The following is a 23705-nucleotide window of genomic DNA, read 5'->3' on the forward strand; positions in this document are numbered from 1 at the left end:
TGGGATGGAAGTTACAACGGTCAACCACTACCATCAACTGATTACTGGTTTAGTGTACAGTATTTAGAACAAAATGTAAGTAAGGAGTTTAAGGCCCATTTCTCAATAAAAAGATAGAAATCCAAATTTTTAATTTTATTTATACAACGAAAACAATATTTTTATAAATTCGTCGTATATTCCTATAAAATTAAAAATAAATGATTGAAAAAATAAACCTCAACAACATTCTTTTTCTCGATATAGAAACTGTTCCGCAAGAAGAACATTTTAATAATTTGGATAGCGAACTAAAAGAACTTTGGGAACAAAAAACCCAATACCAACGTAGAGAAGATTTTACTCCTGAAGAGTTTTATGATCGAGCCGGAATTTGGGCTGAATTTGGAAAAATCATCTGTATTTCAGTGGGTTATTTTGTCAATAAAAGTGATATTCGAAACTTTAGAGTAACTTCATTTTTTGGCGATGAAAAAAAGATTTTAATAGACTTTTCAAATTTATTGGATACACATTTTAATCAACCACAACATATTTTATGCGGTCATAATGCTAAAGAATTTGATATTCCGTTTATTGCCCGAAGAATGATTATCAACCAAATTGCAATTCCACAAAAACTGAATTTATTTGGGAAAAAACCATGGGAAATTCCACATTTGGACACGTTAGAACTATGGAAGTTTGGCGATTACAAACATTTTACTTCTCTAAAACTACTGACTAAAATTCTCGGGATTCCTTCTCCAAAAGGTGATATCGATGGAAGTCAAGTGGGTCACGTTTTTTATGTAGAAAAAGATATTGACCGAATTATTACCTACTGCGAAAAAGATACCATTGCCGTGGCACAAATATTTTTACGTCTTAGAAGAGAAGATTTATTAATTGAAGATGAAATAATTCATGTTTAAATTTTAGACCTGACAGGTTTTTAAAAACCTGTCAGGTCTTTTTATTACTTTTACAAAAAAACAAATCATGGTTCTCAGTAGATTTTGGCTCGTAATTTTCATTTCGTCAATTGTTTTTATCGTTTTTGGTTTTTTTATCGGAAACAGTTATTCCGTTGATTATGTGTTAAACGGGAAAAAAGACGATCCCATTTTAATTTCGGAAAAATACTTAAATGAAATTCCTAAATTCATTCAAGATAGTATTCAAAAAAACGAGGAAAAAACATTTGTCATCAATCGTGATACCATTAATGCCGATACAACTTACGTTTATAAAAATCAAACTGTAAAAATTTATAGCGGCGTTCAAAAAACCGATGGTTTACTACCAACATGCAAAAGCAGTTTGTTTGATTTAATCCTACCGTTAATGGCCTATCTTGCCTTTTTCTGTGGATTAATGGAGTTACTTATTATTTCGGGTGCTGCCGAAAAATTAGCCAAAAAACTAAGTCCTGTTTTTGCTCAAGTATTTCCTTCAGTACCAAAAAATCACGAATCAATCTCGTATATGACGCTGAATTTTGCTGCCAATTTCCTTGGATTGGATTCTGCAGCAACTCCATTTGGATTGAAAGCCATGCAAAGTTTACAAGAAATCAATCCCGAAAAAGACAAAGCGAGTGATGCGCAAATTATGTTTATGTGTTTGCACGCTGCGGGTTTAACTTTAATACCTACATCAATTATTGGTTATCGTGCCGCCGAAAATGCCGCCAATCCAGCTGATGTGATGTTACCATGTATAGTTACTTCGTTCATTGGAACAATTGCTGCAATGATAATTGTTGGCATTCGACAAAAAATCAACTTTTTAAGCGCGACATTACTCGTTGCTTTAATGACGGTAATCGCAGCAATTGTTGGATTATTATTTTATATAAACGGATTAGATTTGGTTGGAAAAAACTTTTTCACTGCCAATCTTTCTGGATTAATGTTAGTAGCCATTATTGGTTTTACATTGGTTTTTTCTTTTATCAATGAGAAGAAATTTAGCGAAAAAAGCACAACTGTCTTTGATGCTTTTGTATCTGGAGCCAATAACGGATTGCAAACCGGAGTTAAAATTTTCCCTTATGTAATGGGAATGTTAGTAGCGATTTCTTTTTTCAGGAATAGTGGTTTATTTGAAATTATGTCCGATGGAATTTCGTTTGCTTTTTCGAACATTGGCGTAAGCAAACAAATTACAGATTCGCTTCCTGTTGCTATGCTTAGACCATTCAGTTCTGGTGGTTCACGTGGATTTATGATTGATGCGATGCGAAATTTTGGTCCCGATTCATTCACTGGAAGATTGAGTTGTATTTTCCAATGTAGTGCTGAAACAACCTTTTATGTAATTGCCGTTTATTTTGGTTCAGTAAATATCAAAAACACTCGCTATACATTAGGAACAATGCTTTTGGTAGATTTAATTTGTGTGATTACAGCGATTTTTGTGGCGAGTTGGTTTTTTTAAAACTTTCCTGCATAATCTTTTTTGACTTTGAGGATATAAATGTTAAAACTACGATAAACTAATTCACTAGGTTTTGGAAACCTTGCAGGTTATACTTAACTTTACATTTCAATAAACAAACAACAAAATGGACTTCATATATCAAGATCCGTATCCGATTTTAAAAGACGATACACAGTACAAAAAACTTACTTCTGACTTCGTTAAAGTTGAAAAACTAGGTGAAAGAGAAATACTTACCGTTGATGCAAAAGGATTAGAACTTTTGGCACAAGAAGCGATGATTGATGTATCGTTCATGTTGCGAACATCGCATTTAAAAAAATTAGAAAATATTCTTCACGATCCAGAAGCAACGGACAACGACAGATTTGTAGCTTATAATTTGTTGCAAAATGCCGCTGTTGCTGTTGAAGGCGAATTACCTTCTTGTCAAGATACTGGAACTGCAATTGTCATGGCAAAAAAAGGCGAAAATATTTTTACAGGAGTTGATGATGCCGAATGGTTATCCAAAGGGATTTTTAATTCCTACCAAATAAAAAACCTTCGTTATTCGCAAATTGTTCCAATTTCGATGTTTGAAGAGAAAAATTCAGGTTCCAATCTTCCAGCACAAATTGATATTTATGCCAAAAAAGGAAACAGCTATGAGTTTTTATTTTTAGCCAAAGGTGGTGGAAGTGCTAATAAAACATTCTTATACCAAAAAACAAAATCACTTTTAAACGAAAAATCATTAGACGAATTCGTTCGTGAAAAAATAAAAGATTTAGGAACATCGGCTTGTCCGCCATATCATTTGGCGTTAGTAATTGGTGGAACATCTGCTGAAGCCAACCTTGCTGCCGTGAAAAAAGCATCTGCAGGATATTTTGACGAACTTCCAACTACAGGAAATATGGCTGGTCAAGCATTTCGTGATTTAGAATGGGAGAAACGAGTATTACAAATTTGTCAAGAAAGTGCCATTGGAGCACAATTTGGCGGAAAATATTTTGCTCATGATGTTCGCGTAATTCGTTTACCGCGACATGCTGCTTCTTGTCCAGTTGGACTAGGCGTTTCGTGTTCGGCAGATAGAAATATCAAAGGAAAAATCACAAAAGACGGTATCTTTTTGGAACAATTAGAAACCAATCCGAAGCAGTTTTTACCCGAAGTTCCTCCACATTTAGAAGAACCAGTTATTGTAGATTTAAATCGTCCGATGGCTGAAATTTTGGCTGAATTATCAAAATATCCCGTTACCACTCGATTGAAATTAAACGGAACGGTTATCGTAGCACGAGATATTGCCCATGCTAAAATTAAAGAATTACTTGATTCAGGAAAACCAATGCCAGAATATTTCAAAAATCATCCAGTATATTATGCTGGACCAGCAAAAACACCAGAAGGAATGCCATCAGGAAGTTTTGGACCAACAACTGCAGGACGAATGGATGTGTATGTGGATGAATTCCAAAGTCATGGTGGAAGCATGATTATGCTTGCTAAAGGTAACAGAACACAAGCGGTAACTGATGCTTGTAAAAAATTCGGAGGCTTTTATCTAGGCTCAATTGGTGGACCAGCAGCTATTCTAGCGAAAGAAAATATACTTTCTGTTGAAGTAGTTGACTTTGAAGATTTAGGAATGGAAGCTGTTAGAAAAATTACTGTGAAAGATTTTCCTGCATTCATTATTACTGACGATAAAGGGAATGATTTCTTTGCTAACTTATAATTTTATCTTAAAACTAGTACATTAGTGGATTATAATTCGTAATTTATAGATTAATAAAAATTTATAAAAATTATGAAATCTATTATTTACTTATTTGTGTCGTTATTTATTCTAACTTCTTGTGCTACAAAAGCAAAATTTCCTGTTTCGAATATTGCTCCAGCTGCTGATATTTCAGCAAAGAAAAAAAAGGATAAAAATAAAAACATCACACTTGAGATTAAAGCAGAAAATTTAGCAAGTCCAGACCGACTTAATCCATCTGGAAATAACTACAGCGTTTGGGTGGTTACAAAAGAATATGGAATTAAAAATGTTGGACAAATAAATGTTAAAAACGGTAAAAAAACTGAATTTAAAACTGTTACTCCATTCGATTTTGATGAAGTATTCATAACTGTTGAAAATCAAGGAGATTTGAAATATCCAGTTGGGAGAGAAATTTCTAGGACAAAAATTTAAACCAAACAGCTTACAAATGATATAGAAAATATCCATTTGTTAGTTAATCAAAAGCAACCGCAAATCGACATACATTTAATTTGCGGTTGTTTTTTTAATAGAATATGATAAACATGCTTTTTACAGAAACATTTTCAGCGTTTTACACTAGAGTAAAAAACAGCTTAGATGATGGAACATTTGCCAAATTAACTTTAGCAAAAACTATTGGAAATACGGATTTAATGAATATTTATGTTCGTCCGATTATAGATGAAAACACTTTAAAATTGGAATTGAAATTCAAATTTCAGCAAGAAGAATTATTTGAAATTCATACAATCGAAAGTGCTTTTCCGAGATTATTGGAGTTTATAAACAATCCTTTTTTATCGGCTATTCTTTTTACAACCGAGTTTGATTTAACTTATAAATTAAATAAGAAAAGAGCCGTTTCAGTAATTGAACAATTTCCGAGTTTTACTCATGCTTCGCCTGTAATTCTGGACTATTTCGAGAGTAAAAATAGTTAGTTAAGATTCATCTCAGGAATTTCTCCTTCTATAATCAAATCCGCTTCTGTAGAATCTATTATATGTTCTACTGAAATTCCTGGCGCACGTTCTAAAAGTTTAAATCCGTTTGGTGTGATTTCTAAAACGGCTAACTCGGTAACTACTTTTTTTACGCAGCCAACTCCTGTTAAAGGTAAACTACATTTTTTTAGAATTTTACTTTCGCCCGCTTTGTTGACATGCATCATTGCAACGATGATGTTTTCAGCAGAAGCTACTAAATCCATTGCTCCACCCATTCCTTTTACCATTTTTCCTGGAATTTTCCAGTTGGCAATATCGCCATTCTCCGAAACTTCCATTGCACCAAGAATGGTTAGATCAACTTTTTGACTTCTAATCATCCCGAAACTAAAAGCAGAATCAAAAAAACTTGCTCCAGCTAAAGTGGTTATCGTTTGCTTTCCAGCATTGATGATGTCTGCGTCTTCTTCGCCTTCAAATGGAAATGGTCCCATTCCTAGAACGCCATTTTCTGATTGAAACTCTACTGAAATATCGGTTCGAACATAATTAGCCACTAAGGTTGGAATACCAATTCCTAAATTTACATAATAACCGTCTTTTACTTCTTTGGCTATACGTTTTGCTATATCGTTTTTGTCTAACATAAAAACATTTTTTAAACCATTAAGTTATTAAAGTTCATTAAGTTTTATTTTAACTGAACACTTAATACTGAATACTGATTACTTTTTTCTAACTGTGCGTTGTTCAATTCGTTTTTCGAATTTTTCCCCTTGAAAAATGCGTTGCACCATAATTCCTGGAATGTGAATTTGGTTTGGATCTAATGAACCAACTGGCAACAACTCTTCTACCTCAGCAATGGTTATTTTTCCTGCTCCAGCCATACAAGCATTAAAATTTCGCGCAGTTCCTTTGAAAATTAAATTCCCAGCTTCGTCACCTTTCCATGCTTTAACTATTGAAAAATCAGCTTTATAGGCTAATTCCATGATGTGCATTTTCCCGTTGAACTCTCTAGTTTCTTTTCCTTCTGCTACTTCGGTTCCAAATCCTGCTGGTGTAAAAAAAGCAGGAATTCCAGCTTGTGCAGCACGGCATTTTTCGGCTAAAGTTCCTTGTGGTGTTAGTTCTACATCAAGTTCGCCAGAAAGCATTTGGCGTTCGAATTCGGCATTTTCTCCCACATAGGATGAAATCATTTTTTTGATTTGCTTTTTTTGAAGAAGTAATCCTAATCCAAAATCGTCAACTCCAGCATTATTAGAAATACAGGTTAGTCCTGTGATATTTTTTGAAACTAGTTCGGCAATACTGTTTTCTGGTATTCCGCAAAGTCCGAAACCGCCAAGCATGATTGTCATGTTGTCTTCAATTCCTTGAAGTGCTTCTTTAACGGAGTTTACTTTTTTGTTAATCATATTTTAGTTTGTTTGTTTTCTATTCCGAAGCGTCGGAACTGATGGAAGCGGCATCCTTTTTTGTTTTTTTCTAGAAAAATGCCCTTCGACTACACTCAGGGTGACAAAAAAAACAAAAAAGATTGCTTCGCCAGTTCGCTGAGCTCGTGTTAGCGGACAGCAGGAATCAGCTCCTAAAAAAATTATAATCCAAATTCTTCTTCGTTTTGTAATTCTTCTTCGGGAGCAACTATTGTTGTATCTATTACTTTTTTAGCTTCCCAACAATCAACTTTTATGGATAAGTCTGATGGTCTTTCGAAAGGATCTTTTGAAACTAATAAATCTTTGTCTTCGTAGCATTTTTTCATAAAATATCCCCAAACAGGTAATGCTGCTGTTGCGCCTTGTCCATAAGTTATGCTTTTAAATCGAGCGGAACGATCTTCGCAACCAACCCAAACACCTGTTACAAGATTTGGTACCATTCCAATAAACCAACCATCGGATTGATTTTGAGATGTACCTGTTTTTCCTGCTATAGGATTTGTAAAGCCATATGGATATCCAGTCCATCTGTTATCGCCACTTCCGCCACCTTCTGTTCTTAGTCTTACACCTGAACCACTTTCGGTTACGCCTTCAAGAAGTTTTACTACTGCATAAGCGATATCTTTATTTAAAACGTCGCGAGAGTCAGGAACTGGTTCGTATAAAACCACGCCATTTTTATCTTCTATTCTTGAAATAAATTGTGGTTTTACATAAACGCCTTGATTAGCAAATGTGCTGTAGGCAGCAACCATATCTTCTACTGTGATTTCTACTGCTCCGAGCGCAATAGATGGTTGAACTGGAATTTCTGAGTTAACTCCTAATTTTTTTGTTAGACTCACTACTGCTTCTGGACCAGTTTTGTCAATTAGTTTTGCAGAAACTGTATTTATGGATAATGCTAAAGCGCGTTTTAGCGTAACCATTCCGCGATATTGTCGGTCAGAATTTTTTGGTTCCCAATCGGCAGTAACGTGATGTCTTCCTTTGTGAATCATAAACGGACTATCTATTATAGAATCACATGGTGACATTCCTAATTGCTCAATAGCTGTGGCATAGACAAACGGTTTAAAGGTTGAACCTACTTGTCTTGCACCTTGACCAACGTGATCGTATTGGAAATATTTGTAATCGATTCCGCCAACCCAAGCTTTGATATGACCTGTTTGTGGTTCGAGTGACATTAAACCTGCTTGAAGAAAATGTTTATAATAGCGAATAGAATCTTTTGGAGTCATTAGCGTATCGATTTCGCCTTTCCAAGAGAAGATTTTCATTTTAGTTTTTACGTCAAAAGAAGCAATGATTTCTTCTTCAGATTTGTCTAATTCTTTCATTACTCGCCAACGCTCAGAATTTTTCATAGCATTGGTCATGATGCGATTTGTTTCGGCATCGGTAATGTTGATAAATGGTGCGTTTTTATTGTCTTTTTGTTGGATAAAAAATTCTTGTTGAAGATTTTTCATGTGAGCTTGAACCGCTTCTTCAGCATGTTCTTGCATTTTGGAATCGATGGTTGTGTAAATTTTAAGTCCATCAGTATAGATGTCGTAATCTTCTCCATCTGGTTTTTTGTTTTCTTTTACCCATTTTTTCATGTATTCGCGAAGGTATTCACGGAAATAGGTTGCGATTCCTTCTTTGTGCGTTTGGAGTTTGAAATCCAATTTTATAGGTAAATTGCTTAAACTTTCTTTTTGAGACTGCGTAATAATTTTAGAACGTAGCATTTGAGAAAGTACAACATTCCTCCTATTCTTCACTCCTTGCGGATTTCTAACTGGATTATAAAGCGAAGAATTTTTGAACATTCCAACTAAAATTGCTGATTCGTCAATGGTTAAATCTTTCGGTTCTTTAGAAAAATAGGTTTTTGATGCGGAACGAATTCCAATAGCATAATTATTGAAATCGTATACGTTGAAATACATAGCAATGATTTCATTTTTAGTATATTGTCTTTCAAGTTTGATGGCAATAATCCATTCTTTTACTTTCTGAATTATTCTAAAAAGTTTAAAACTTGAACCTTCGCCGTGGAATAATTGTTTGGCTAATTGCTGAGAAATTGTACTTGCACCACCGTCAGCACCTAATTTTAAAGCGGCTCCAAAAGTTCTTCGAGCATCAATTCCTGAATGTTCATAAAAACGTTCATCTTCAGTTGCTACTAATGCTTTAACCAAATGTGGCGGAAGATCTTCAAATTTGATAGGTGTTCTGTTTTCGTTGTAAAACTTTCCAATTGTTACACCATCAGAAGAGATGATTTCGGTTGCTAAGTTAGATTCTGGATTTTCTAGGTCTTCAAAAGAAGGCATTTTGCCAAAAAATCCCCATGATGCTAGCAAGAAAAAAAGTACTGCCGCACCAGAACTGTAAAAGAATAATTTCCAAAACTTCTTTTTATAGTATTTGATGTCTTTTACGGTAGTAGTATTATTTTTTTGAGCCATAACTAATTATTCTTTTGATTCTATTCTAAATCCAACATCTGAAATTCCTTCTAACTTTTCAACGCCAGTTATTTTTCCCGTTTGCCTTACGGCTTGTTTGATGCTGATTTTATATATTCCTTTTTGATTGAACTTTTCGTTTTTTTTGTAAACCAATTTATTCTCTTTAATATCGGCAAAACCTTCTCCAAGAAGTGTGCCGTCTGGATTTGCCATTACATATTCAAGTGTATCGACTTTTACTTTTCTATTTGGTTGTTCTAATGAAACAATTAAAAAAAGATTGCTAAACGGATACGCATTATTATCTCTTACATTGACGAACAAATCGTAGCTTTTATTTGCATCTAATTGTGGCAAATCAAAAGAAACTATACTGTCTTTGTGCCAAAATTTTCCAACAGATTTATATTCGTCAAAAACTCTTTTTTTGTCACATGAAAATAAAATAAAGCATACTAAAATAAGTGCTAAACTATTTTTTTTGTTCATTTTTTTTGTTCATTTTTTTTACTAATTATTGGCTTTTTATTTTGTCTGTTTTGATTTGGGTTTGGATTGGGGTTTTGGTTTTGGTTTGAATTCTGGTTCGGATTTGAGTTAGAATTCGTATTTGGTTTTCTTTTTTTGTTATTGTTGTTTTTCTTTTTTCTTGGTTGATCAAAACGCGTTAAACTTTCTTGACCCATTGCGTTATTGAAGTTTGCTTCAGGTTCTGCAACTATTTCTATTGCATAATCTTCTAGCGCAGAAACTCTGATTTTTTGTTTATTTTGCTCAACAATTTCCTTGACTTGGTCAATTTTTAACACATGCCAATTGGCAAAATTATCTGTATAAGCAAACCACATTAATCCTTTAAAAATGTCTTGTTTTTGGCAAATTGCATCACCTTTTTCGGTGTATAACTTGGTTTCAAAATCAGGAAATCCTTTTAATGCGTCGAGATAAGTATCCAATTCGTAGTTTAAACAACATTTCAATTTTCCGCATTGACCAGCTAACTTTTGTGGATTTAAAGAAAGTTGTTGGTAACGAGCTGCTGATGTGTTGACGCTTCTAAAATCGGTTAGCCAAGTAGAACAACATAATTCTCGTCCACAAGAGCCAATTCCTCCAAGACGCGATGCTTCTTGACGAAAACCAACTTGTTTCATCTCAATTCTTGTTTTGAAAACTTGAGCAAATTCTTTGATTAATTGACGAAAATCAACTCTATCTTCGGCAGTATAGTAAAAAATCGCTTTTGAACCGTCACCTTGAAACTCGATGTCGGAAATTTTCATTTGTAACTTTAAAGCAATCGCAATTTCACGTGCTTTTACCTTCATTGGTTCTTCTTTGTCGCGAGAATCACTCCAAATATCAATATCTTTCTGAGAAGCTTTTCGATAGATTTTTTGAATTTCGGCTGAATCAGGATTTACTCCTTTTTTCTTCATTTGGATTTTCACCAATTCACCTGTAAGGGTAACAATACCTATATCGTGTCCTGGCGAAGCTTCAGTAGCTACAATATCGCCAATGCTTAGTGTTAATTTTTCTGTGTTTCGATAAAACTCCTTTCTTCCATTTTTGAAACGAACTTCAATACAGTCAAAAGGTGTTTCACCATTAGCAGGACTCATATTGGAAAGCCAATCAAAAACTGTTAATTTGTTGCAGCTATCGGTGCCGCAAGTCCCATTATTTTTGCATCCTCTAGGCGAACTGCCATCAGACGTTGAACAACTTGTACATGCCATAATTTGAATATATATTGGTCATCTCGATGTATAACCGAGACTACTTATCATAGATAACGTTAAAAGTGTAAAGATAGTATTTTTTAAATTTCAAAAAATGGTTTTATTTTTATTCTTTTATAGTAAAAATCTTTTGTTTTAATATGATTTTCTATATTTGATAATTATTAATTTAAATTAAATTTATGAAAATCTTAAAACTATCCGTTGTGGTTGCATTAATCACATTGTCATTTTCGTGTTCATCAGATGATGGACCAACTACTTCAGGAGAATTAACTGGAAAATGGTATTATAAAGAGTATAAAGTTGCTGGGCAAACTATTCCATATGATGATCATGAAGCTTGTGGAAAAGATTATATTCAATTCAATGCCGATGGAACTGGTGCTAATGTAGATATTTGGGATTGTGAAATTGATGCAGCACCATATACTTATACAAGAACGGGTAACAATATTACCGTTAGTTCGGATGGAGAATCAGATACTGCCCAAATCACTGAGCTTTCATCAACAACATTAAAAATAAAAGTGGTTTATGATTTTTATGATGATGGGAATGATCAAACCGTAATTGAAGTTTATACAAGAAACTAACTTATAAAACGCTGATTTTAAATCGGCGTTTTTTATTCTTGTTAATTTATTTCTACTGAATAATTTAGCATATTTCGATTGGTTTCATCAAGATTTTTTCGAGATTTAAAAACGTTTTTTAGCAGCGTAAAATTCCAATTATTTCGTTTTTTCCAAGTTGCAAAAGTTTCGTTTTTCCAATCGAAATCGTCTTTCCAAAAATATTTTGGCGAAACATAACAATAGGTGTATGGAATAAGATAAGAACTATCGTTTTGCGTTTTTACCTTTAGCGATTGAGTTTCGTTTCTATAAATCGATTGCGGATATAGTAGTGTTATTTTTCTTTTTTGGGTTTCGGTTTTTAGAAAATTAGCCACTTCAAAATAATCGCTTTCAATTTTCTTTAAGCTAAATTCGTTATAGGTTGTTTCTCCAATTTTATCAATTGGTCGTAGCTGAATAATATCGATTGCATACTCATCATAAACTTTGAAAAAATCTTTTAATTCGTGAAAATTATCTTGGTTGAACGTATAATTGATACGTAAACGAAGTTTTGGATTGACCTTTTTTTGATCGGTTATGAACTTCAAAATATCATGAAATTTTTCATAAATTCCTTTGTCCATCAAGTCTTCATAGGTTTCTTTAGTAACGCCATGCATCGACAAAATAAACTCGTCCAAACCTGCATTGGAAAAACTTTCTACATCTTCTTTTTCAAGTAAATTACCATTGGTAATCATACTAATATATGGAACATGATGTTTTTTTGCAACTTCAATTAGCTTTGTGTTGTGTTTAAAAAGTGTCGGTTCAGCGCCGCAACCGATTTGTAATTTCAAAGCATTTTTAAAAATAGCATCGGCAATTTCGTCAATGTTTTCTTCTTTAAAAATGCCTTTCATGTTTTTTCTAACATAGTCATCATCTGTAAAATAACACATTTTACAACGAAGATTGCAAGCTAAAACCGGATCCAATTGAATGGCCAAATACCTTTTGTTCAAAACAGAAAGCAACCAAAGTCCAAGAAATTTAACTCGGTGATTTTTTATGGCGTTATTGAACTTTAGTATTTTGTAAATATCCATTTAAAACTTGATTAGGAATCTAATTTATATAATTTATCTGATAATCTTACTCTAAACGGCACTTCGAATGTTATTTTGTCTCCCACTTTTGCAGATGAATTATCACTTCCGTTGACGAACATTTTTTCTAAAACCAATTCCTGATTTCCAGTTGTTGGTCCAGAAATTAAGATTTTATCACCAAGTTGTACTTCATTTTTTTCTAGAATAAAAAGTGCAACTTGAGCTTTTACAAAGTAATGTTCGGCTTTGCCAAGTAGTGATTTCTTAACTTTTATTTTTTGACGAATGTCTGTAGTGTTTTTTGTTTTTGCTAAAGCAATATCAGAAAGTTCGCCAGAATGTTTGAATTTCAAATTTTCTGATTTTCCTTTTCTGAAAACTTTATTACCCACTTGTTTTCCTCTTCGAAGTTTAACTTGTTCTGCTAATGGCAAATGTGTGATTTCTAAACATTCGGTTGAACAACAATTTTCCATTGCTGCTTTACATTCATCACATTGAATGAATAATATATGACAACCATCATTTAAACAGTTGGTGTGATTATCGCAAGGTTTTCCACATTGATGGCATTGCGAAACGATATCGTCTGTAATTCTTTCCCCTAATCGATGATCAAAAACGAAATTCTTTCCTATAAATTTACTTTCTAAGTTTTCTTCCTTGATTTGTTTAGCATAATTGATAATTCCGCCTTCAAGCTGAAACACATTTTTAAAACCTTGGTGTTTAAAATAGGCTGATGCTTTCTCACATCGAATTCCGCCAGTGCAATACATCACTAAGTTTTTATCTTCTTTAAAGTCTTTTAATTGTTCGTTGATGATTGGTAAACTTTCTCTAAAAGTTTCTACATCTGGCGTAATCGCACCTTTAAAATGACCAATCTCACTTTCGTAATGATTTCTAAAATCTACTACAATGGTGTTTGGATCTTCTAATATTTGGTTGAATTCCTTTGCTTTCAAATGCACTCCAATATTGGTAACATCAAATGTTTCATCATTCAAACCGTCGGCTACAATTTTGTCGCGAACTTTTACAGTCAATTTCAAAAACGAATGATCGTCATGTTCTACGGCAACATTCAAGCGAATGTTTTTCATGAAATCATAGGCTTCTAAAGTTTCTCTAAAAGCTTCGATATTCTCGGCTGGAATACTCATTTGAGCATTGATTCCTTCCTTGGCTACATAGGTTCGACCAAGAGCATCGAGTTTATTCCATTGGACAAATAAATCGTCGCGAAATTTTTTGGGCTCTTCAATTTTGGCGTACGCATAGAAAGATAATGTAAGACGTTGTTGTCCGGCTTCATCAATAAGTTGAGCTCTTTCTTCTGCGCTTAAGGTGTTATACAGTTGCATGCTATAAACGTTTAAGTGAGAAATAGGTATTGAACTCTAAATGGAAGAATTCGAGGCAAATTTACATCTTTTTTCAAATAAAAAAACCCTAACAATTTTTCAATTGAAAGGGTTTCTTTTTCATAGCAATTCTTAATTTTTAATTTATAACCACACAATCACCGTTTACGCATTCTACAGAAGTTGGCGGTAATTCAACAGCACAATCTGATACGGCATTAGTTTGGATGTTGTATTGATGATCCATTTCATTGAACTCTGTAACCATTTGTTGTAATTGAGTAAGATTTACCGAACTTGGAAAAAGCAAATATTCTTTTGGTCCACCACATGGTTTGCTTCCAAAAGCAATGTAGTTACAACTTCCTGAGCAATCAAAACTGTTTATGTAATTGATTATTTCAGCTTTTTTTGCATCCAATATTGGTTGCGTAATTACTTCATCATTTAAGACTGAGTTATCATCAGAGCCAGAACATTGAAATGATAAAAATGCGACTAAAAGTACGAATGTTTTAAAAAGAGTTTTCATCGGTTTTTGGGTTAGGTCAAACAATTTCAAAGCAATTTTTATTATTAGATATAAAAACTACAAAAAGGTTGCGTTAAAAATGAAAAAATCCTTTCAGTTGAAAGGATTTTATTTTTTTAGCAAAATTCTGAGTAAGCATCTTTAAGGTTTTCTGCTATCATTTCAGCAGGACGACCTTCAATATGATGACGTTCTAACATGTGAACCAATTCGCCATTTTTGAACAAAGCCATACTTGGTGATGATGGAGGAAAAGGAAACATTTCTTCTCTTGCAGCATCAACTGCTTCTTTATCAACTCCTGCAAAAACAGTCACTAAATGATCTGGCTTTTTAGCTCCATCCAAACTCATTTTTGCTCCTGGACGAGCATTTCTTGCAGCGCAACCACAAACCGAATTTACAACTACTAGTGTTGTTCCCTCAGCTTTGATAGCGTTTTTCACTTCTTCTGAATTATATAAATTTTGAAAACCTGCATCTGTTAATTCAGCACGCATTGGTTTTACCATTTCTTCTGGATACATAATTTTAATATTAGATTTTAGATATATGATATTAGATTTTAAAAATCTTGTACAAAGGTAATGAGAATTCTAATTTTTCGAATAGTTGTTTTCATAAAGATTTGTTATAGTTTAATCAGATTAACAAATCTACTTATTGATTCTTTGGAAACACCATTTTCATTCAAATGTTTTATAAAAGCACTTCCAATAATTGCGCCTGAACCGAATTCGCAAACCGTTTCAAACGTCTTTTTATCATGAACTCCAAAACCGATTAAGTGTGGATTTTGTAACTTCATGTTCTGAATGCGTTGGTAATAATCCGTTTGAAAAGTAATCGCATTGGTGCTTCCTGTAATGCTATTGGACGAAACCAAATAAATAAATCCAGAGGAATAACTGTCCAATTGTTTAATGCGTTCTTCCGAAGTTTCTGGCGTTATTAACAGCACATTTGAAACTTGGTGTTGTTCACACAATTCTTTAAAATTGGAGAGGTAATAATGCAAAGGCATATCGGGAATTATAATTCCGTCAACACCAACTTGTGCACATTTTTCTATGAATTCTTTTTCTCCAAATTGCAAAACCACATTCAAATAACCCATCAATATAATTGGTTTTTGAGTGATATTTCGTAGCGATTGCAATTGTTCGAATAAAAGATGTAATGTCATTCCGTTTTCAATCGCTTGACCACTACTTTCTTGAATAACTGGTCCATCTGCTAATGGATCAGAATACGGAAATCCAATTTCAATCATATCAACATCACTTTCATCTAAATGTTTTAAAATAGTTAGCGTATCGTTCAAATTTGGAAATCCTGCTGTAAAATAGAGTGACAAAATGTTCTCTTTTTTAGTTTCAAATAAAGATTGAATTCTATTGTTCATCGTTTCTGTAATTTTGTAGTGTTGCCAAATCTTTGTCACCTCTTCCCGATAAATTCACGACCACAACATCGGTAGTTTTCAATTTCATTTTATGCAAATAAGCCAAAGCATGTGCCGATTCAATAGCCGGAATAATTCCTTCTATTCGAGACAAATCGTAAGCAGCTTGCATCGCTTCATCATCAGTAATCGAAACTACTTCTGCTTTATTAGTATCATGCAAATACGAGTGAATCGGACCAATTCCGGGATAATCCAATCCTGCCGAAATCGAATGTGGTTCTACAATTTGTCCATCATCGGTTTGAATTAAATAAGTTTTACTTCCGTGAATGATTCCTTTTTTACCCAAAGCAATTGTTGCTGCAGTTTTTCCAGAATGAATGCCCAAACCTCCAGCTTCAACAGCGATTAATTGAGTTTTTCCATTGTCAATAAAATGATAAAAAGCGCCAATGGCATTACTTCCGCCACCAAGGCAAGCCACAACATAATCCGGATTTTCATCGCCTGTTTTTTCCTTTAATTGGATTTTGATTTCTTCGCTGATAACCGATTGGAATTGCGCCACCAAATCGGGATACGGATGCGGACCAACCACGGAACCAATAATATAATGTGTTCCAACTGGATCATTTATCCAAGCTCTGATAGCTTCATTTGTTGCATCTTTCAAGGTTTTACTTCCGCTCGTTGCAGGTTGAATTTTTGCACCTAAAAGACGCATGCGTTCTACATTTGGTTTTTGGCGTTCGATGTCAATTTCACCCATGTAAATCGTGCAATCCAAACCTAATAATGCACAAGCAGTAGCAGTCGCAACTCCATGTTGTCCAGCGCCAGTTTCAGCAATAATTCGTTTTTTATTGAGTCGTTTGGCTAACAAAACCTGACCAATTGCATTGTTTATTTTGTGTGCGCCTGTGTGATTTAAATCTTCTCTTTTCAAATAAATTTGCGCTTGGAATTGATCGGATAAATTCTTCGAAAAATACAATGGCGTTGGTCGTCCAACATAATCTTTCAATAGTAATTTGAATTCGTTTTGAAAGTCTTCGGTTGCTATGATTTGCAAATAATTTTGTTGCAATTCCAATACATTTGGATACAACATTTCGGGTACAAATGCACCGCCGAATTCGCCATAAAATCCGTTTTCATCTGGTTGTAAAGTCGTTTTCATCATCTTCTTATTTTTTCTATTAATTCGCTCACTTCCTCCGTGATTTTTTTAGTATTTGTATCTTCTAATCTGCTATTGAAATCCAATCCAGCTAACGTCGGATAATTTTTAAATTTAATCTTACCAATATTATGAATACTTAATCCGCCACTCAAAAAAAAGGGTTTTGATAAAGTATATTTTTCTAATAATTCCCAATCAAATGATTGCCCGCTTCCGCCATATTTCGGAGTTTTGGTATCAAATAAAAAATAATCGCAAACAGATTGATACAATTCTAAAACATTAAAATCAAAGTTTTCGTCAACAGAAAATACTTTGATAATTTTGATGTTATTTTCTTTTAAAATTTCACATTCAGCAACCGTTTCATTTCCATGTAATTGAATAAAATCAAACGAAAATTGCTTTTGAATTTCAATAATTCGATTAACATCTTCATTTACAAAAACCGCTACTTTTTGTATCGTTGATGGTAGTTTTTCTATGGCTGTAATCGAAAAATTATCGCCTACAAATCGCTTTGATTTTGGATAAAAAATAAATCCCATAAAATCTGGTTGCAAAGCTCCTATTTCAAGTATGTTTTTTGGAAATTTCATTCCGCAAATTTTAATCTTCATCCCTTCAATTTTTGAATTAGTTCATAACATTTTAAAGCAGGTCGTTCTTCTTTCATAAAATATTCTCCAATCAAAAAACCATCAAATCCATTGGCTTTTAAAAGTTGAATTGTTTCCAAAGATTGAATGCCACTTTCTGCAATTTTAACACTAGATTTTGGAAGTAATTGCGCCAATCTAATGCTGTTTTCAACCGAAACTTCAAACGAATTTAAATTGCGATTGTTGATTCCGATTAAATCAAAATTCAAATCAAGATTATCTAAAATTTCAGCTTCGTTTTGGGTTTCCAGAAATACTTCTAATCCTAGTTCGTGAGCCAAATTGGTATACGACTGCAATTGTTTTTTGGTCAAAATTTTTGCAATCAATAAAATAACATCTGCGCCCATTGCTTTTGATTGAAATAATTGATATTCATCTACAATAAAATCTTTTCTCAAAATAGAAATGGCGTTATTTTGTCGCGCCAATTCAAAATCGGTTGGTTTTGCTCCGAAAAAATTTTCATCGCTCAAAACCGATAAACCCGACACCAATGCTTCGGTATAACCTTGCGTAACTTCAACCACATTGGCATCTAAATTGATGTTTCCTTTGGCAGGTGATTTCCGTTTGAATTCGGCTATAATTCCGCCAGTAACAGAACTTGTAATGGCTTTTTTTAACGAACGTGTAGCAGATTGAAACAAAGGAAATTGCTCTAGTTCAGCTATGGAAATTCTCGATTTTAAGGCAGTAACTTCCTCTAATTTTTTGGCTTTTATAGTATCTAAAATAGTCATCGGATTTCAGTTAAAATGTTTAATGATTGCTTGGCTTTTTGTTCAAATAAGGAGATTTTTGCTAGTTCAAATGCTTCTTGAAAATCTAAATTTTGATGATAGGTTTGAATGGCCAAAGCGGCGTTCGACAACACTACATTATTTTGTGATGTTGTTCCTTTTCCATTAATGATGGTCGTAAAAATTTCTGTAGCTTCGGCAACGGTATTTCCGCCAAATAATTGATCGTAATTTACTTTAGGCAATTGAAAATGGGATGCATTTAAAATGTGTTCACCATCATTTTGAATTATTTTCACGCTATCCGTTAAAGTGATTTCATCAAAACCATCCAAACCATAAATAATACTATAATTGGAATTATTATTTTGCAAAATGTAATGGTACATTCGAGCCAATTCTAAACTAAAAACACCACTCATTTGTACTTTTGGTTCTGCAGGATTAACCAATGGACCTAACATATTGAAGAAGGTTTTTACTCCTAATTCTTTTCGGATTGGTCCAACAGTTTTCATTGCTGGATGAAACAATGGAGCGTGTAAAAAAGTGATATTCGCTTCTTTAATTTGGTTTTCTATTACGGCATTATCGGTTGGAAATGCAACGCCCAAACTTTCTAAAACATTAGACGAACCAGAAACCGATGAAACACCATAATTTCCGTGTTTGGCAACAGGAATTCCTGCTCCAGCAACGACAAAAGAAGTTAAAGTTGAAATGTTAAACGTGTTTTTCCCATCGCCACCAGTACCGCAAACATCCATCGGATTGTAAGTTGATAAATCTACTTTATGACACAACGAAAGTAATGCTTCTCTAAAACCAATTAGTTCGTCAAGCGTGATATTTCGCATGATAAAAACCGTCAAAAAAGAAGCAATTTGACTTGAATTGTATTTTCCTAAAGCTATATTTTCTAGAACTTCTTTGGCTTCTTCTTTAGAAAATGTTTTGTGTGCGTATAAGTAATCTAATATATTTTTCATTTGTTTATAGTATATTTTAATGATGTAACAAATGTAATCGCCGTTTAATTTTTCTCACCAGCATTGGCAATCTGCAGGTAAGAGGCGATTTCATAACTAATTCTTTAACCAATTGTTGATAATTTGCGCTCCGTGTTCTGTCAAAACGGACTCGGGATGAAATTGTACACCACGCCAATTGAATGTTTTGTGTTTGATTGCCATAATATTTTGATTTTCATCTTTGGCTAATACTTCAAAATCGGCGGTGTTTGAAGGTGCTACAACCCATGAATGATAATGACCAACTTTGAAATTTTTCGGAATATTTTCAAACAAATAATCGTCTTTTTCGATAGAAATGGTAGAGGCAATTCCGTGTAAAGGTTCGCTTAAATTGTGTAAAAATCCACCTGAAAATTCGGCAATAGCTTGATGACCTAAACAAACTCCGAGTATAGCAACCGATTTATTTTTTTCTAAAACTTCCATCATTTTTCCAGCATTTACTGGAATTCCTGGACCAGGAGAAAGCACTATTTTATCATACAAATGAAAGGTTTTAAAATTTATTTTATCATTTTTCACCACATCGATTGTGGCATCAACCAAATTATGCATCATACAAACTAAATTGTACACAAACGAGTCGTAATTGTCTATAACTAATACTTTCATAACTTATATTATTTGCGCCAAATCAATTGCTTTTCGCAATGCCGTTAGCTTGTTATTTACTTCATTAAGTTCCGATTGCGCATCCGATTTTGTTACAATTCCACATCCAGCTTGATAAGTCAATTCGTTTTTATAACTCAAAAAAGAGCGAATAAAAATGGCGTGATTGAAGGTTTTATCTAATCCAATAATTCCAATCGCACCACCATAAAAACCGCGACTATCAGGTTCGTTTTCGTCAATAATTTGCATCGCTCTATGTTTTGGCGCACCCGATAAAGTTCCTGCTGGATACGTATCACCAAGAATTTTAATAGGATTAAAATTGTCTTTAAGTTGTGCACTAACTTTAGAAACCATATGAATTACGTGCGAATACAATTCGATTTCCTTAAATCGTTCAACAGTTACTTCAGTACTGTTTTTACTCAAATCGTTTCGTGCCAAATCGACCAACATGATGTGTTCGGCATTTTCTTTTGGATCCATTTGTAAAGCTTCCGACAACATTTTATCATCGTCTGAATTTCCAGTTCTTTTAAACGTTCCTGCAATTGGGTTGATAATGGCTTTTTGATTGTTTATAGTCAATTGTGCTTCGGGCGAAGAACCAAAAATTTTAAAATTTCCATAATCGAAGTAAAATAAATAAGGCGATGGATTTATGGAACGCAAAGCTCTGTAAACATTGAATTCATCGCCTTGAAATTGTTGTTTGAATTTTCGCGAAAGCACTACTTGAAATACGTCACCTTGAAAACAATGTTGCTGACCAATGGCAATTTTTTCTAAAAATTCTTCATCATTGAAATTAGACGTTTCGCCGTTTATTTTCTTAAAATGAAAGGTTGTTACCGCACGATTGGCTACCAAATCAACGAGTTCGGATAAATTTGATTTTTGATCGGGCAAAAGATTTTCTAGGATAAATAACTCGTTATTAAAATGATTAAAAACAATGGTAAATCGGAACAAATGATACTGCATTAACGGTAAATCAAACGATTGATTTTTAAATTCAATGTCTTCAAATAACGGAATAGCATCATAAGAAGTATAGCCAAATAAACCGTTGGTGACAAATCCCAAATTCAAATCTTCCGACTGAAAAGAAGTGGTGAATTGATGTAATTCTGAAGCAATTTCAACAGCATTAGTTGGTTTTACTTGACTAGTTCCATCAGGAAAATCAAGTGTTGCCGTTTCTTTTTTTACCACAAACGAAGCTATTGGTTGAAAACACAAGTAGGAAAAACTGTTTTCTTTGCTTTTATAATCAGAGCTTTCCAGCAAAAAACTTGTTGGAAATTTATCGCGCAACTTCAAGTACAATTCCACTGGTGTGTGTGTATCGCTTAGCGTTTTTTTAAATTTTGTTTGAAAAGAATACATATATTTTAAATTGTTTTGGAAAAATTAGACATAAAAAAAACCCGCTTGGAAAAGCGGGTTTGAAGATATTGTAGAAAATTACAAATAGCAGTTACCAACCGATTCCAAGAACGGAGTTAGTCATGTGCCACCAATTTGTATTTTGTATTTTGTTCATCATAATCGGTACAAACATATTGAATTATTTTATTGCAATTGCATTATTTTTTAAATTTTAACATTTGTTATATGAAATTATTTCTTCATCCTGCGCATCAATTCTTGTTCTATATCATTTAATTTCATGTTTTTAGCTTGAAGTAAAATCAAATAATGAAACAATAAATCGGCAGCTTCACCAATAAACAAATCTTTATTGTCATCTTTGGCTTCGATTACCAATTCAACTGCTTCTTCACCAACTTTTTGGGCCATTTTGTTGATGCCTTTTTGATAAAGTGAAGCAACATACGATGCTGAACTTGGGTTCGAAATGCGGTTTTCAATGACGTTTTCCAATTCGTTTAAAAACTGAATTTTAGGTTCTGTAGCAAAACATGAAGTAGTTCCGTTGTGGCATGTTGGTCCGTTTAGAATGACTTGAATCAGCAATGCATCTTGATCGCAATCTTCTTTTATGGAAACTACTTTTAGAAAATTTCCAGACGTTTCACCTTTGGTCCAAAGTCTCTTTTTACTTCTACTAAAGAACGTTACCACATTTTCAGTTTGTGTTTTTTGTACCGCTTCTTCGTTCATGTAACCCAACATTAATACCTGTTGCGTTTCATTATTTTGGATAATTACTGGAATTAATCCGTTGTTTTTTGAGAAATCTAATTTCATCTGATGGGAATATTTTGAGTTTTTAAAATGTTTTTTAATTCGGAAATCGGCACTTCATTAAAGTGGAAAATACTCGCTGCTAATCCGGCGCTGACTTCGGTTTTGGTAAATAAATCTATAAAATGCTGCGAATTTCCTGCGCCACCAGAAGCGATAACTGGAATAGAAACGGCTTTACTAATTTCATTTGTAATTTCTAGTGCAAATCCGTTTTTCGAACCATCGTTGTTCATTGAAGTAATTAATAATTCGCCTGCACCTAATTTTTCGACTTTTTTTGCCCAATCTATAGCTAAAATTCCAGTTGATTCTGTTCCGCCTTTGATGAAAACAAACCAATCATTTTCCACTTTTTTGATGTCGATAGCAACGACTAAACTCTGACTTCCAAATGCATCTGAAATTTGCGTAATTAACTCAGGATTTAAAACGGCAGCCGAATTAATACTTACTTTATCAGCACCAGATTGTAGCAATAATCGCGCATCATCAACCGATTGAATACCGCCACCAACCGTAAACGGAATATTGATTTCTTTTGATAATTGCGTTACCATTTCAGCCAATGTTTTTCGCTTTTCCAATGTTGCAGAAATGTCTAAAAACACCAATTCGTCCGCACCATTTTTAGAGTAAAACGAAGCCAATTCTACAGGATTTCCTGCGTCTTTTAATTCCAAAAATTGAACGCCTTTTACAACGCGTCCATCTTTAATATCCAAACACGGAATAATTCTTTTCTTTAACATAATTCGCGTAGATTTTCGATTTTGATTGTGCCTTCGTATAATGCTTTTCCGATGATGGCACCTTCACAACCTATCGTTTTTAAAAGTTCTAAATCGGAAATAGTTGTAACGCCACCACTAGCAATTAAATTCACTTTTGTTTTTTCTAAAATATTCTGATACAATTCATTAGACGTTCCTTGAAGCATTCCGTCTTTTGAAATGTCTGTACAAATTACTGTCGAAATTCCTTTTGAAACGTAATCAGAAATATAATCGACGACATCAATTTCGGATGTTTCTAACCAACCATGAGTAGCAATTTTTCTATTCAAACAATCGGCGCCCAAAATGATTTTTTCACTTCCAAATTCAGTTAACCAATCTAAAAATTCGATTGGATTTTTGGCTGCAATGCTTCCGCCAGTAATTTGATTAGCTCCATTTTCAAAAGCGATTTCTAGGTCTTTTCGTTGTTTCAATCCGCCACCAAAATCAATTTTCAAATTAGTTTTTGTTGCAATTTGATACAAGACTTTGTGGTTGACAATTTGGTTTGATTTTGCGCCATCCAAATCCACTAAATGCAAGTATTGTATGCCGTTATCTTCAAAATATTTGGCAACTTCCAACGGATTTTCGTTATATATTTTTTGTGTGGCATAATCGCCTTTGGTCAATCGGACGCATTTTCCGTTGATGATGTCTATGGCTGGAATAATTCTCATAATTTTTTTACCATTTAAT

General features: G+C 33.6%; 26 protein-coding genes. 7 read left to right on the forward strand and 19 right to left on the reverse strand.

Annotation, left to right across the window (positions count from 1 at the left end; genetic code table 11):
* The 6 genes from BC748_RS04020 to BC748_RS04045 form a co-directional block, all read left to right on the forward strand.
* A partial coding sequence (locus BC748_RS04020; protein WP_133532187.1) for a T9SS type B sorting domain-containing protein occupies window positions 1-117 on the forward strand: 117 nt, incomplete at its 5' end.
* An 83-nt stretch (window positions 118-200) separates the two neighbouring features.
* Window positions 201-914 carry a 3'-5' exonuclease gene (locus BC748_RS04025; protein ID WP_133532188.1) on the forward strand — a complete coding sequence of 238 codons (714 nt, stop codon included), beginning with the start codon at window positions 201-203 and terminating at the stop codon, window positions 912-914.
* Window positions 915-981: 67 nt separating this feature from the next.
* Window positions 982-2421, forward strand: coding sequence for a nucleoside recognition domain-containing protein (locus BC748_RS04030; RefSeq protein WP_133532189.1), 1440 nt, complete (start codon window positions 982-984; stop codon window positions 2419-2421).
* Window positions 2422-2548: 127 nt separating this feature from the next.
* The gene (locus BC748_RS04035; RefSeq protein ID WP_133532190.1) at window positions 2549-4150 is read left to right on the forward strand and encodes a fumarate hydratase; all 1602 of its coding nucleotides are present in this window, start codon (window positions 2549-2551) and stop codon (window positions 4148-4150) included.
* A gap of 72 nt (window positions 4151-4222) precedes the next feature.
* Window positions 4223-4612, forward strand: coding sequence for a hypothetical protein (locus tag BC748_RS04040; protein ID WP_133532191.1), 390 nt, complete (start codon window positions 4223-4225; stop codon window positions 4610-4612).
* 113 nt (window positions 4613-4725) lie between these two features.
* Window positions 4726-5124 (forward strand): hypothetical protein, encoded by a 399-nt coding sequence (locus BC748_RS04045; protein WP_133532192.1) that lies wholly within the window; start codon window positions 4726-4728, stop codon window positions 5122-5124.
* Here the strand turns inward: BC748_RS04045 and BC748_RS04050 are convergent.
* The 5 genes from BC748_RS04050 to BC748_RS04070 all read right to left on the reverse strand — a co-directional run bounded on the left by BC748_RS04050 (window position 5121) and on the right by BC748_RS04070 (window position 10794).
* On the reverse strand, window positions 5121-5777 hold the full coding sequence (locus BC748_RS04050) for a 3-oxoacid CoA-transferase subunit B (protein WP_133532193.1): 657 nt from the start codon (window positions 5775-5777) through the stop codon (window positions 5121-5123). The two genes, BC748_RS04045 and BC748_RS04050, sit on opposite strands and share 4 nt — an antisense overlap.
* A gap of 78 nt (window positions 5778-5855) precedes the next feature.
* Window positions 5856-6554 (reverse strand): CoA transferase subunit A, encoded by a 699-nt coding sequence (locus BC748_RS04055; protein ID WP_133532194.1) that lies wholly within the window; start codon window positions 6552-6554, stop codon window positions 5856-5858.
* A gap of 182 nt (window positions 6555-6736) precedes the next feature.
* Window positions 6737-9049: a penicillin-binding protein 1A gene (locus tag BC748_RS04060; protein WP_133532195.1), complete on the reverse strand. Its 2313-nt coding sequence runs from the start codon at window positions 9047-9049 to the stop codon at window positions 6737-6739.
* Window positions 9050-9055: 6 nt separating this feature from the next.
* Entirely contained in the window at window positions 9056-9541 is a 486-nt protein-coding gene (locus tag BC748_RS04065) for a gliding motility lipoprotein GldH (RefSeq protein WP_133532196.1), read from the reverse strand.
* Window positions 9538-10794 carry a PSP1 domain-containing protein gene (locus BC748_RS04070; RefSeq protein WP_133532197.1) on the reverse strand — a complete coding sequence of 419 codons (1257 nt, stop codon included), beginning with the start codon at window positions 10792-10794 and terminating at the stop codon, window positions 9538-9540. Before BC748_RS04070 ends, BC748_RS04065 begins: the two co-directional genes overlap by 4 nt.
* A gap of 185 nt (window positions 10795-10979) precedes the next feature.
* Here BC748_RS04070 and BC748_RS04075 point away from each other — a divergent pair, with 185 nt between their 5' ends.
* The gene (locus BC748_RS04075) at window positions 10980-11393 is read left to right on the forward strand and encodes a lipocalin-like domain-containing protein (protein WP_133532198.1); all 414 of its coding nucleotides are present in this window, start codon (window positions 10980-10982) and stop codon (window positions 11391-11393) included.
* A gap of 41 nt (window positions 11394-11434) precedes the next feature.
* On the opposite strand, the gene BC748_RS04080 is transcribed toward BC748_RS04075, so the two are convergent.
* From BC748_RS04080 to hisA, 14 genes are all read right to left on the reverse strand, one after another.
* On the reverse strand, window positions 11435-12469 hold the full coding sequence (locus BC748_RS04080) for a radical SAM protein (protein WP_133532199.1): 1035 nt from the start codon (window positions 12467-12469) through the stop codon (window positions 11435-11437).
* 11 nt (window positions 12470-12480) lie between these two features.
* On the reverse strand, window positions 12481-13839 hold the full coding sequence (gene trhO, locus BC748_RS04085; protein WP_133532200.1) for an oxygen-dependent tRNA uridine(34) hydroxylase TrhO: 1359 nt from the start codon (window positions 13837-13839) through the stop codon (window positions 12481-12483).
* A gap of 139 nt (window positions 13840-13978) precedes the next feature.
* Entirely contained in the window at window positions 13979-14371 is a 393-nt protein-coding gene (locus BC748_RS04090; protein ID WP_133532201.1) for a hypothetical protein, read from the reverse strand.
* A 116-nt stretch (window positions 14372-14487) separates the two neighbouring features.
* Window positions 14488-14898, reverse strand: a complete 411-nt coding sequence (locus tag BC748_RS04095; protein ID WP_133532202.1) for a BrxA/BrxB family bacilliredoxin — start codon at window positions 14896-14898, stop codon at window positions 14488-14490.
* 104 nt (window positions 14899-15002) lie between these two features.
* Window positions 15003-15776, reverse strand: coding sequence for a tryptophan synthase subunit alpha (gene trpA / locus BC748_RS04100; RefSeq protein ID WP_133532203.1), 774 nt, complete (start codon window positions 15774-15776; stop codon window positions 15003-15005).
* Window positions 15766-16959, reverse strand: a complete 1194-nt coding sequence (gene trpB / locus BC748_RS04105; RefSeq protein ID WP_133532204.1) for a tryptophan synthase subunit beta — start codon at window positions 16957-16959, stop codon at window positions 15766-15768. Before trpB ends, trpA begins: the two co-directional genes overlap by 11 nt.
* Entirely contained in the window at window positions 16959-17582 is a 624-nt protein-coding gene (locus BC748_RS04110; RefSeq protein WP_133532205.1) for a phosphoribosylanthranilate isomerase, read from the reverse strand. Before BC748_RS04110 ends, trpB begins: the two co-directional genes overlap by 1 nt.
* The gene (locus BC748_RS04115) at window positions 17579-18367 is read right to left on the reverse strand and encodes an indole-3-glycerol phosphate synthase TrpC (protein ID WP_133532206.1); all 789 of its coding nucleotides are present in this window, start codon (window positions 18365-18367) and stop codon (window positions 17579-17581) included. Before BC748_RS04115 ends, BC748_RS04110 begins: the two co-directional genes overlap by 4 nt.
* Window positions 18364-19356 carry an anthranilate phosphoribosyltransferase gene (gene trpD / locus BC748_RS04120; protein WP_133532207.1) on the reverse strand — a complete coding sequence of 331 codons (993 nt, stop codon included), beginning with the start codon at window positions 19354-19356 and terminating at the stop codon, window positions 18364-18366. Before trpD ends, BC748_RS04115 begins: the two co-directional genes overlap by 4 nt.
* A gap of 96 nt (window positions 19357-19452) precedes the next feature.
* A complete protein-coding gene (locus BC748_RS04125; RefSeq protein ID WP_133532208.1) occupies window positions 19453-20013 on the reverse strand; it encodes an anthranilate synthase component II in 561 nt (186 codons plus the stop codon).
* Window positions 20014-20016: 3 nt separating this feature from the next.
* A complete protein-coding gene (locus tag BC748_RS04130) occupies window positions 20017-21405 on the reverse strand; it encodes an anthranilate synthase component I family protein (RefSeq protein WP_133532209.1) in 1389 nt (462 codons plus the stop codon).
* A 234-nt stretch (window positions 21406-21639) separates the two neighbouring features.
* A complete protein-coding gene (gene hisIE, locus BC748_RS04135) occupies window positions 21640-22230 on the reverse strand; it encodes a bifunctional phosphoribosyl-AMP cyclohydrolase/phosphoribosyl-ATP diphosphatase HisIE (protein WP_133532210.1) in 591 nt (196 codons plus the stop codon).
* Window positions 22227-22979, reverse strand: a complete 753-nt coding sequence (gene hisF, locus BC748_RS04140) for an imidazole glycerol phosphate synthase subunit HisF (protein ID WP_133532211.1) — start codon at window positions 22977-22979, stop codon at window positions 22227-22229. The genes hisIE and hisF overlap by 4 nt, the downstream gene beginning before the upstream one ends.
* A complete protein-coding gene (gene hisA / locus BC748_RS04145; protein WP_133532212.1) occupies window positions 22973-23686 on the reverse strand; it encodes a 1-(5-phosphoribosyl)-5-[(5-phosphoribosylamino)methylideneamino]imidazole-4-carboxamide isomerase in 714 nt (237 codons plus the stop codon). The genes hisF and hisA overlap by 7 nt, the downstream gene beginning before the upstream one ends.
* Between the last annotated feature and the right edge of the window lie 19 nt (window positions 23687-23705).

This window comes from Flavobacterium dankookense (assembly GCF_004362665.1).
GTDB classification, from domain to species: Bacteria; Bacteroidota; Bacteroidia; order Flavobacteriales; family Flavobacteriaceae; genus Flavobacterium; species Flavobacterium dankookense.

Coding starts and splice junctions, on each gene's coding strand:
- BC748_RS04050 (WP_133532193.1), bottom strand. CDS start 5,777: ATGTTAGACAAAAACGATATAGCAAAACGTATAGCCAAAGAAGTAAAA.
- BC748_RS04080 (WP_133532199.1), bottom strand. CDS start 12,469: ATGGATATTTACAAAATACTAAAGTTCAATAACGCCATAAAAAATCAC.
- BC748_RS04095 (WP_133532202.1), bottom strand. CDS start 14,898: ATGTATCCAGAAGAAATGGTAAAACCAATGCGTGCTGAATTAACAGAT.
- BC748_RS04065 (WP_133532196.1), bottom strand. CDS start 9,541: ATGAACAAAAAAAATAGTTTAGCACTTATTTTAGTATGCTTTATTTTA.
- BC748_RS04090 (WP_133532201.1), bottom strand. CDS start 14,371: ATGAAAACTCTTTTTAAAACATTCGTACTTTTAGTCGCATTTTTATCA.
- BC748_RS04070 (WP_133532197.1), bottom strand. CDS start 10,794: ATGGCATGTACAAGTTGTTCAACGTCTGATGGCAGTTCGCCTAGAGGA.
- BC748_RS04035 (WP_133532190.1), top strand. CDS start 2,549: ATGGACTTCATATATCAAGATCCGTATCCGATTTTAAAAGACGATACA.
- BC748_RS04130 (WP_133532209.1), bottom strand. CDS start 21,405: ATGTATTCTTTTCAAACAAAATTTAAAAAAACGCTAAGCGATACACAC.
- BC748_RS04040 (WP_133532191.1), top strand. CDS start 4,223: ATGAAATCTATTATTTACTTATTTGTGTCGTTATTTATTCTAACTTCT.
- BC748_RS04045 (WP_133532192.1), top strand. CDS start 4,726: ATGCTTTTTACAGAAACATTTTCAGCGTTTTACACTAGAGTAAAAAAC.
- BC748_RS04055 (WP_133532194.1), bottom strand. CDS start 6,554: ATGATTAACAAAAAAGTAAACTCCGTTAAAGAAGCACTTCAAGGAATT.
- BC748_RS04110 (WP_133532205.1), bottom strand. CDS start 17,582: ATGAAGATTAAAATTTGCGGAATGAAATTTCCAAAAAACATACTTGAA.
- hisF (WP_133532211.1), bottom strand. CDS start 22,979: ATGTTAAAGAAAAGAATTATTCCGTGTTTGGATATTAAAGATGGACGC.
- BC748_RS04060 (WP_133532195.1), bottom strand. CDS start 9,049: ATGGCTCAAAAAAATAATACTACTACCGTAAAAGACATCAAATACTAT.
- BC748_RS04125 (WP_133532208.1), bottom strand. CDS start 20,013: ATGAAAGTATTAGTTATAGACAATTACGACTCGTTTGTGTACAATTTA.
- trpB (WP_133532204.1), bottom strand. CDS start 16,959: ATGAAAACGACTTTACAACCAGATGAAAACGGATTTTATGGCGAATTC.
- hisIE (WP_133532210.1), bottom strand. CDS start 22,230: ATGAAATTAGATTTCTCAAAAAACAACGGATTAATTCCAGTAATTATC.
- BC748_RS04075 (WP_133532198.1), top strand. CDS start 10,980: ATGAAAATCTTAAAACTATCCGTTGTGGTTGCATTAATCACATTGTCA.
- hisA (WP_133532212.1), bottom strand. CDS start 23,686: ATGAGAATTATTCCAGCCATAGACATCATCAACGGAAAATGCGTCCGA.
- BC748_RS04115 (WP_133532206.1), bottom strand. CDS start 18,367: ATGACTATTTTAGATACTATAAAAGCCAAAAAATTAGAGGAAGTTACT.
- trpD (WP_133532207.1), bottom strand. CDS start 19,356: ATGAAAAATATATTAGATTACTTATACGCACACAAAACATTTTCTAAA.
- trpA (WP_133532203.1), bottom strand. CDS start 15,776: ATGAACAATAGAATTCAATCTTTATTTGAAACTAAAAAAGAGAACATT.
- BC748_RS04025 (WP_133532188.1), top strand. CDS start 201: ATGATTGAAAAAATAAACCTCAACAACATTCTTTTTCTCGATATAGAA.
- BC748_RS04030 (WP_133532189.1), top strand. CDS start 982: ATGGTTCTCAGTAGATTTTGGCTCGTAATTTTCATTTCGTCAATTGTT.
- trhO (WP_133532200.1), bottom strand. CDS start 13,839: ATGCAACTGTATAACACCTTAAGCGCAGAAGAAAGAGCTCAACTTATT.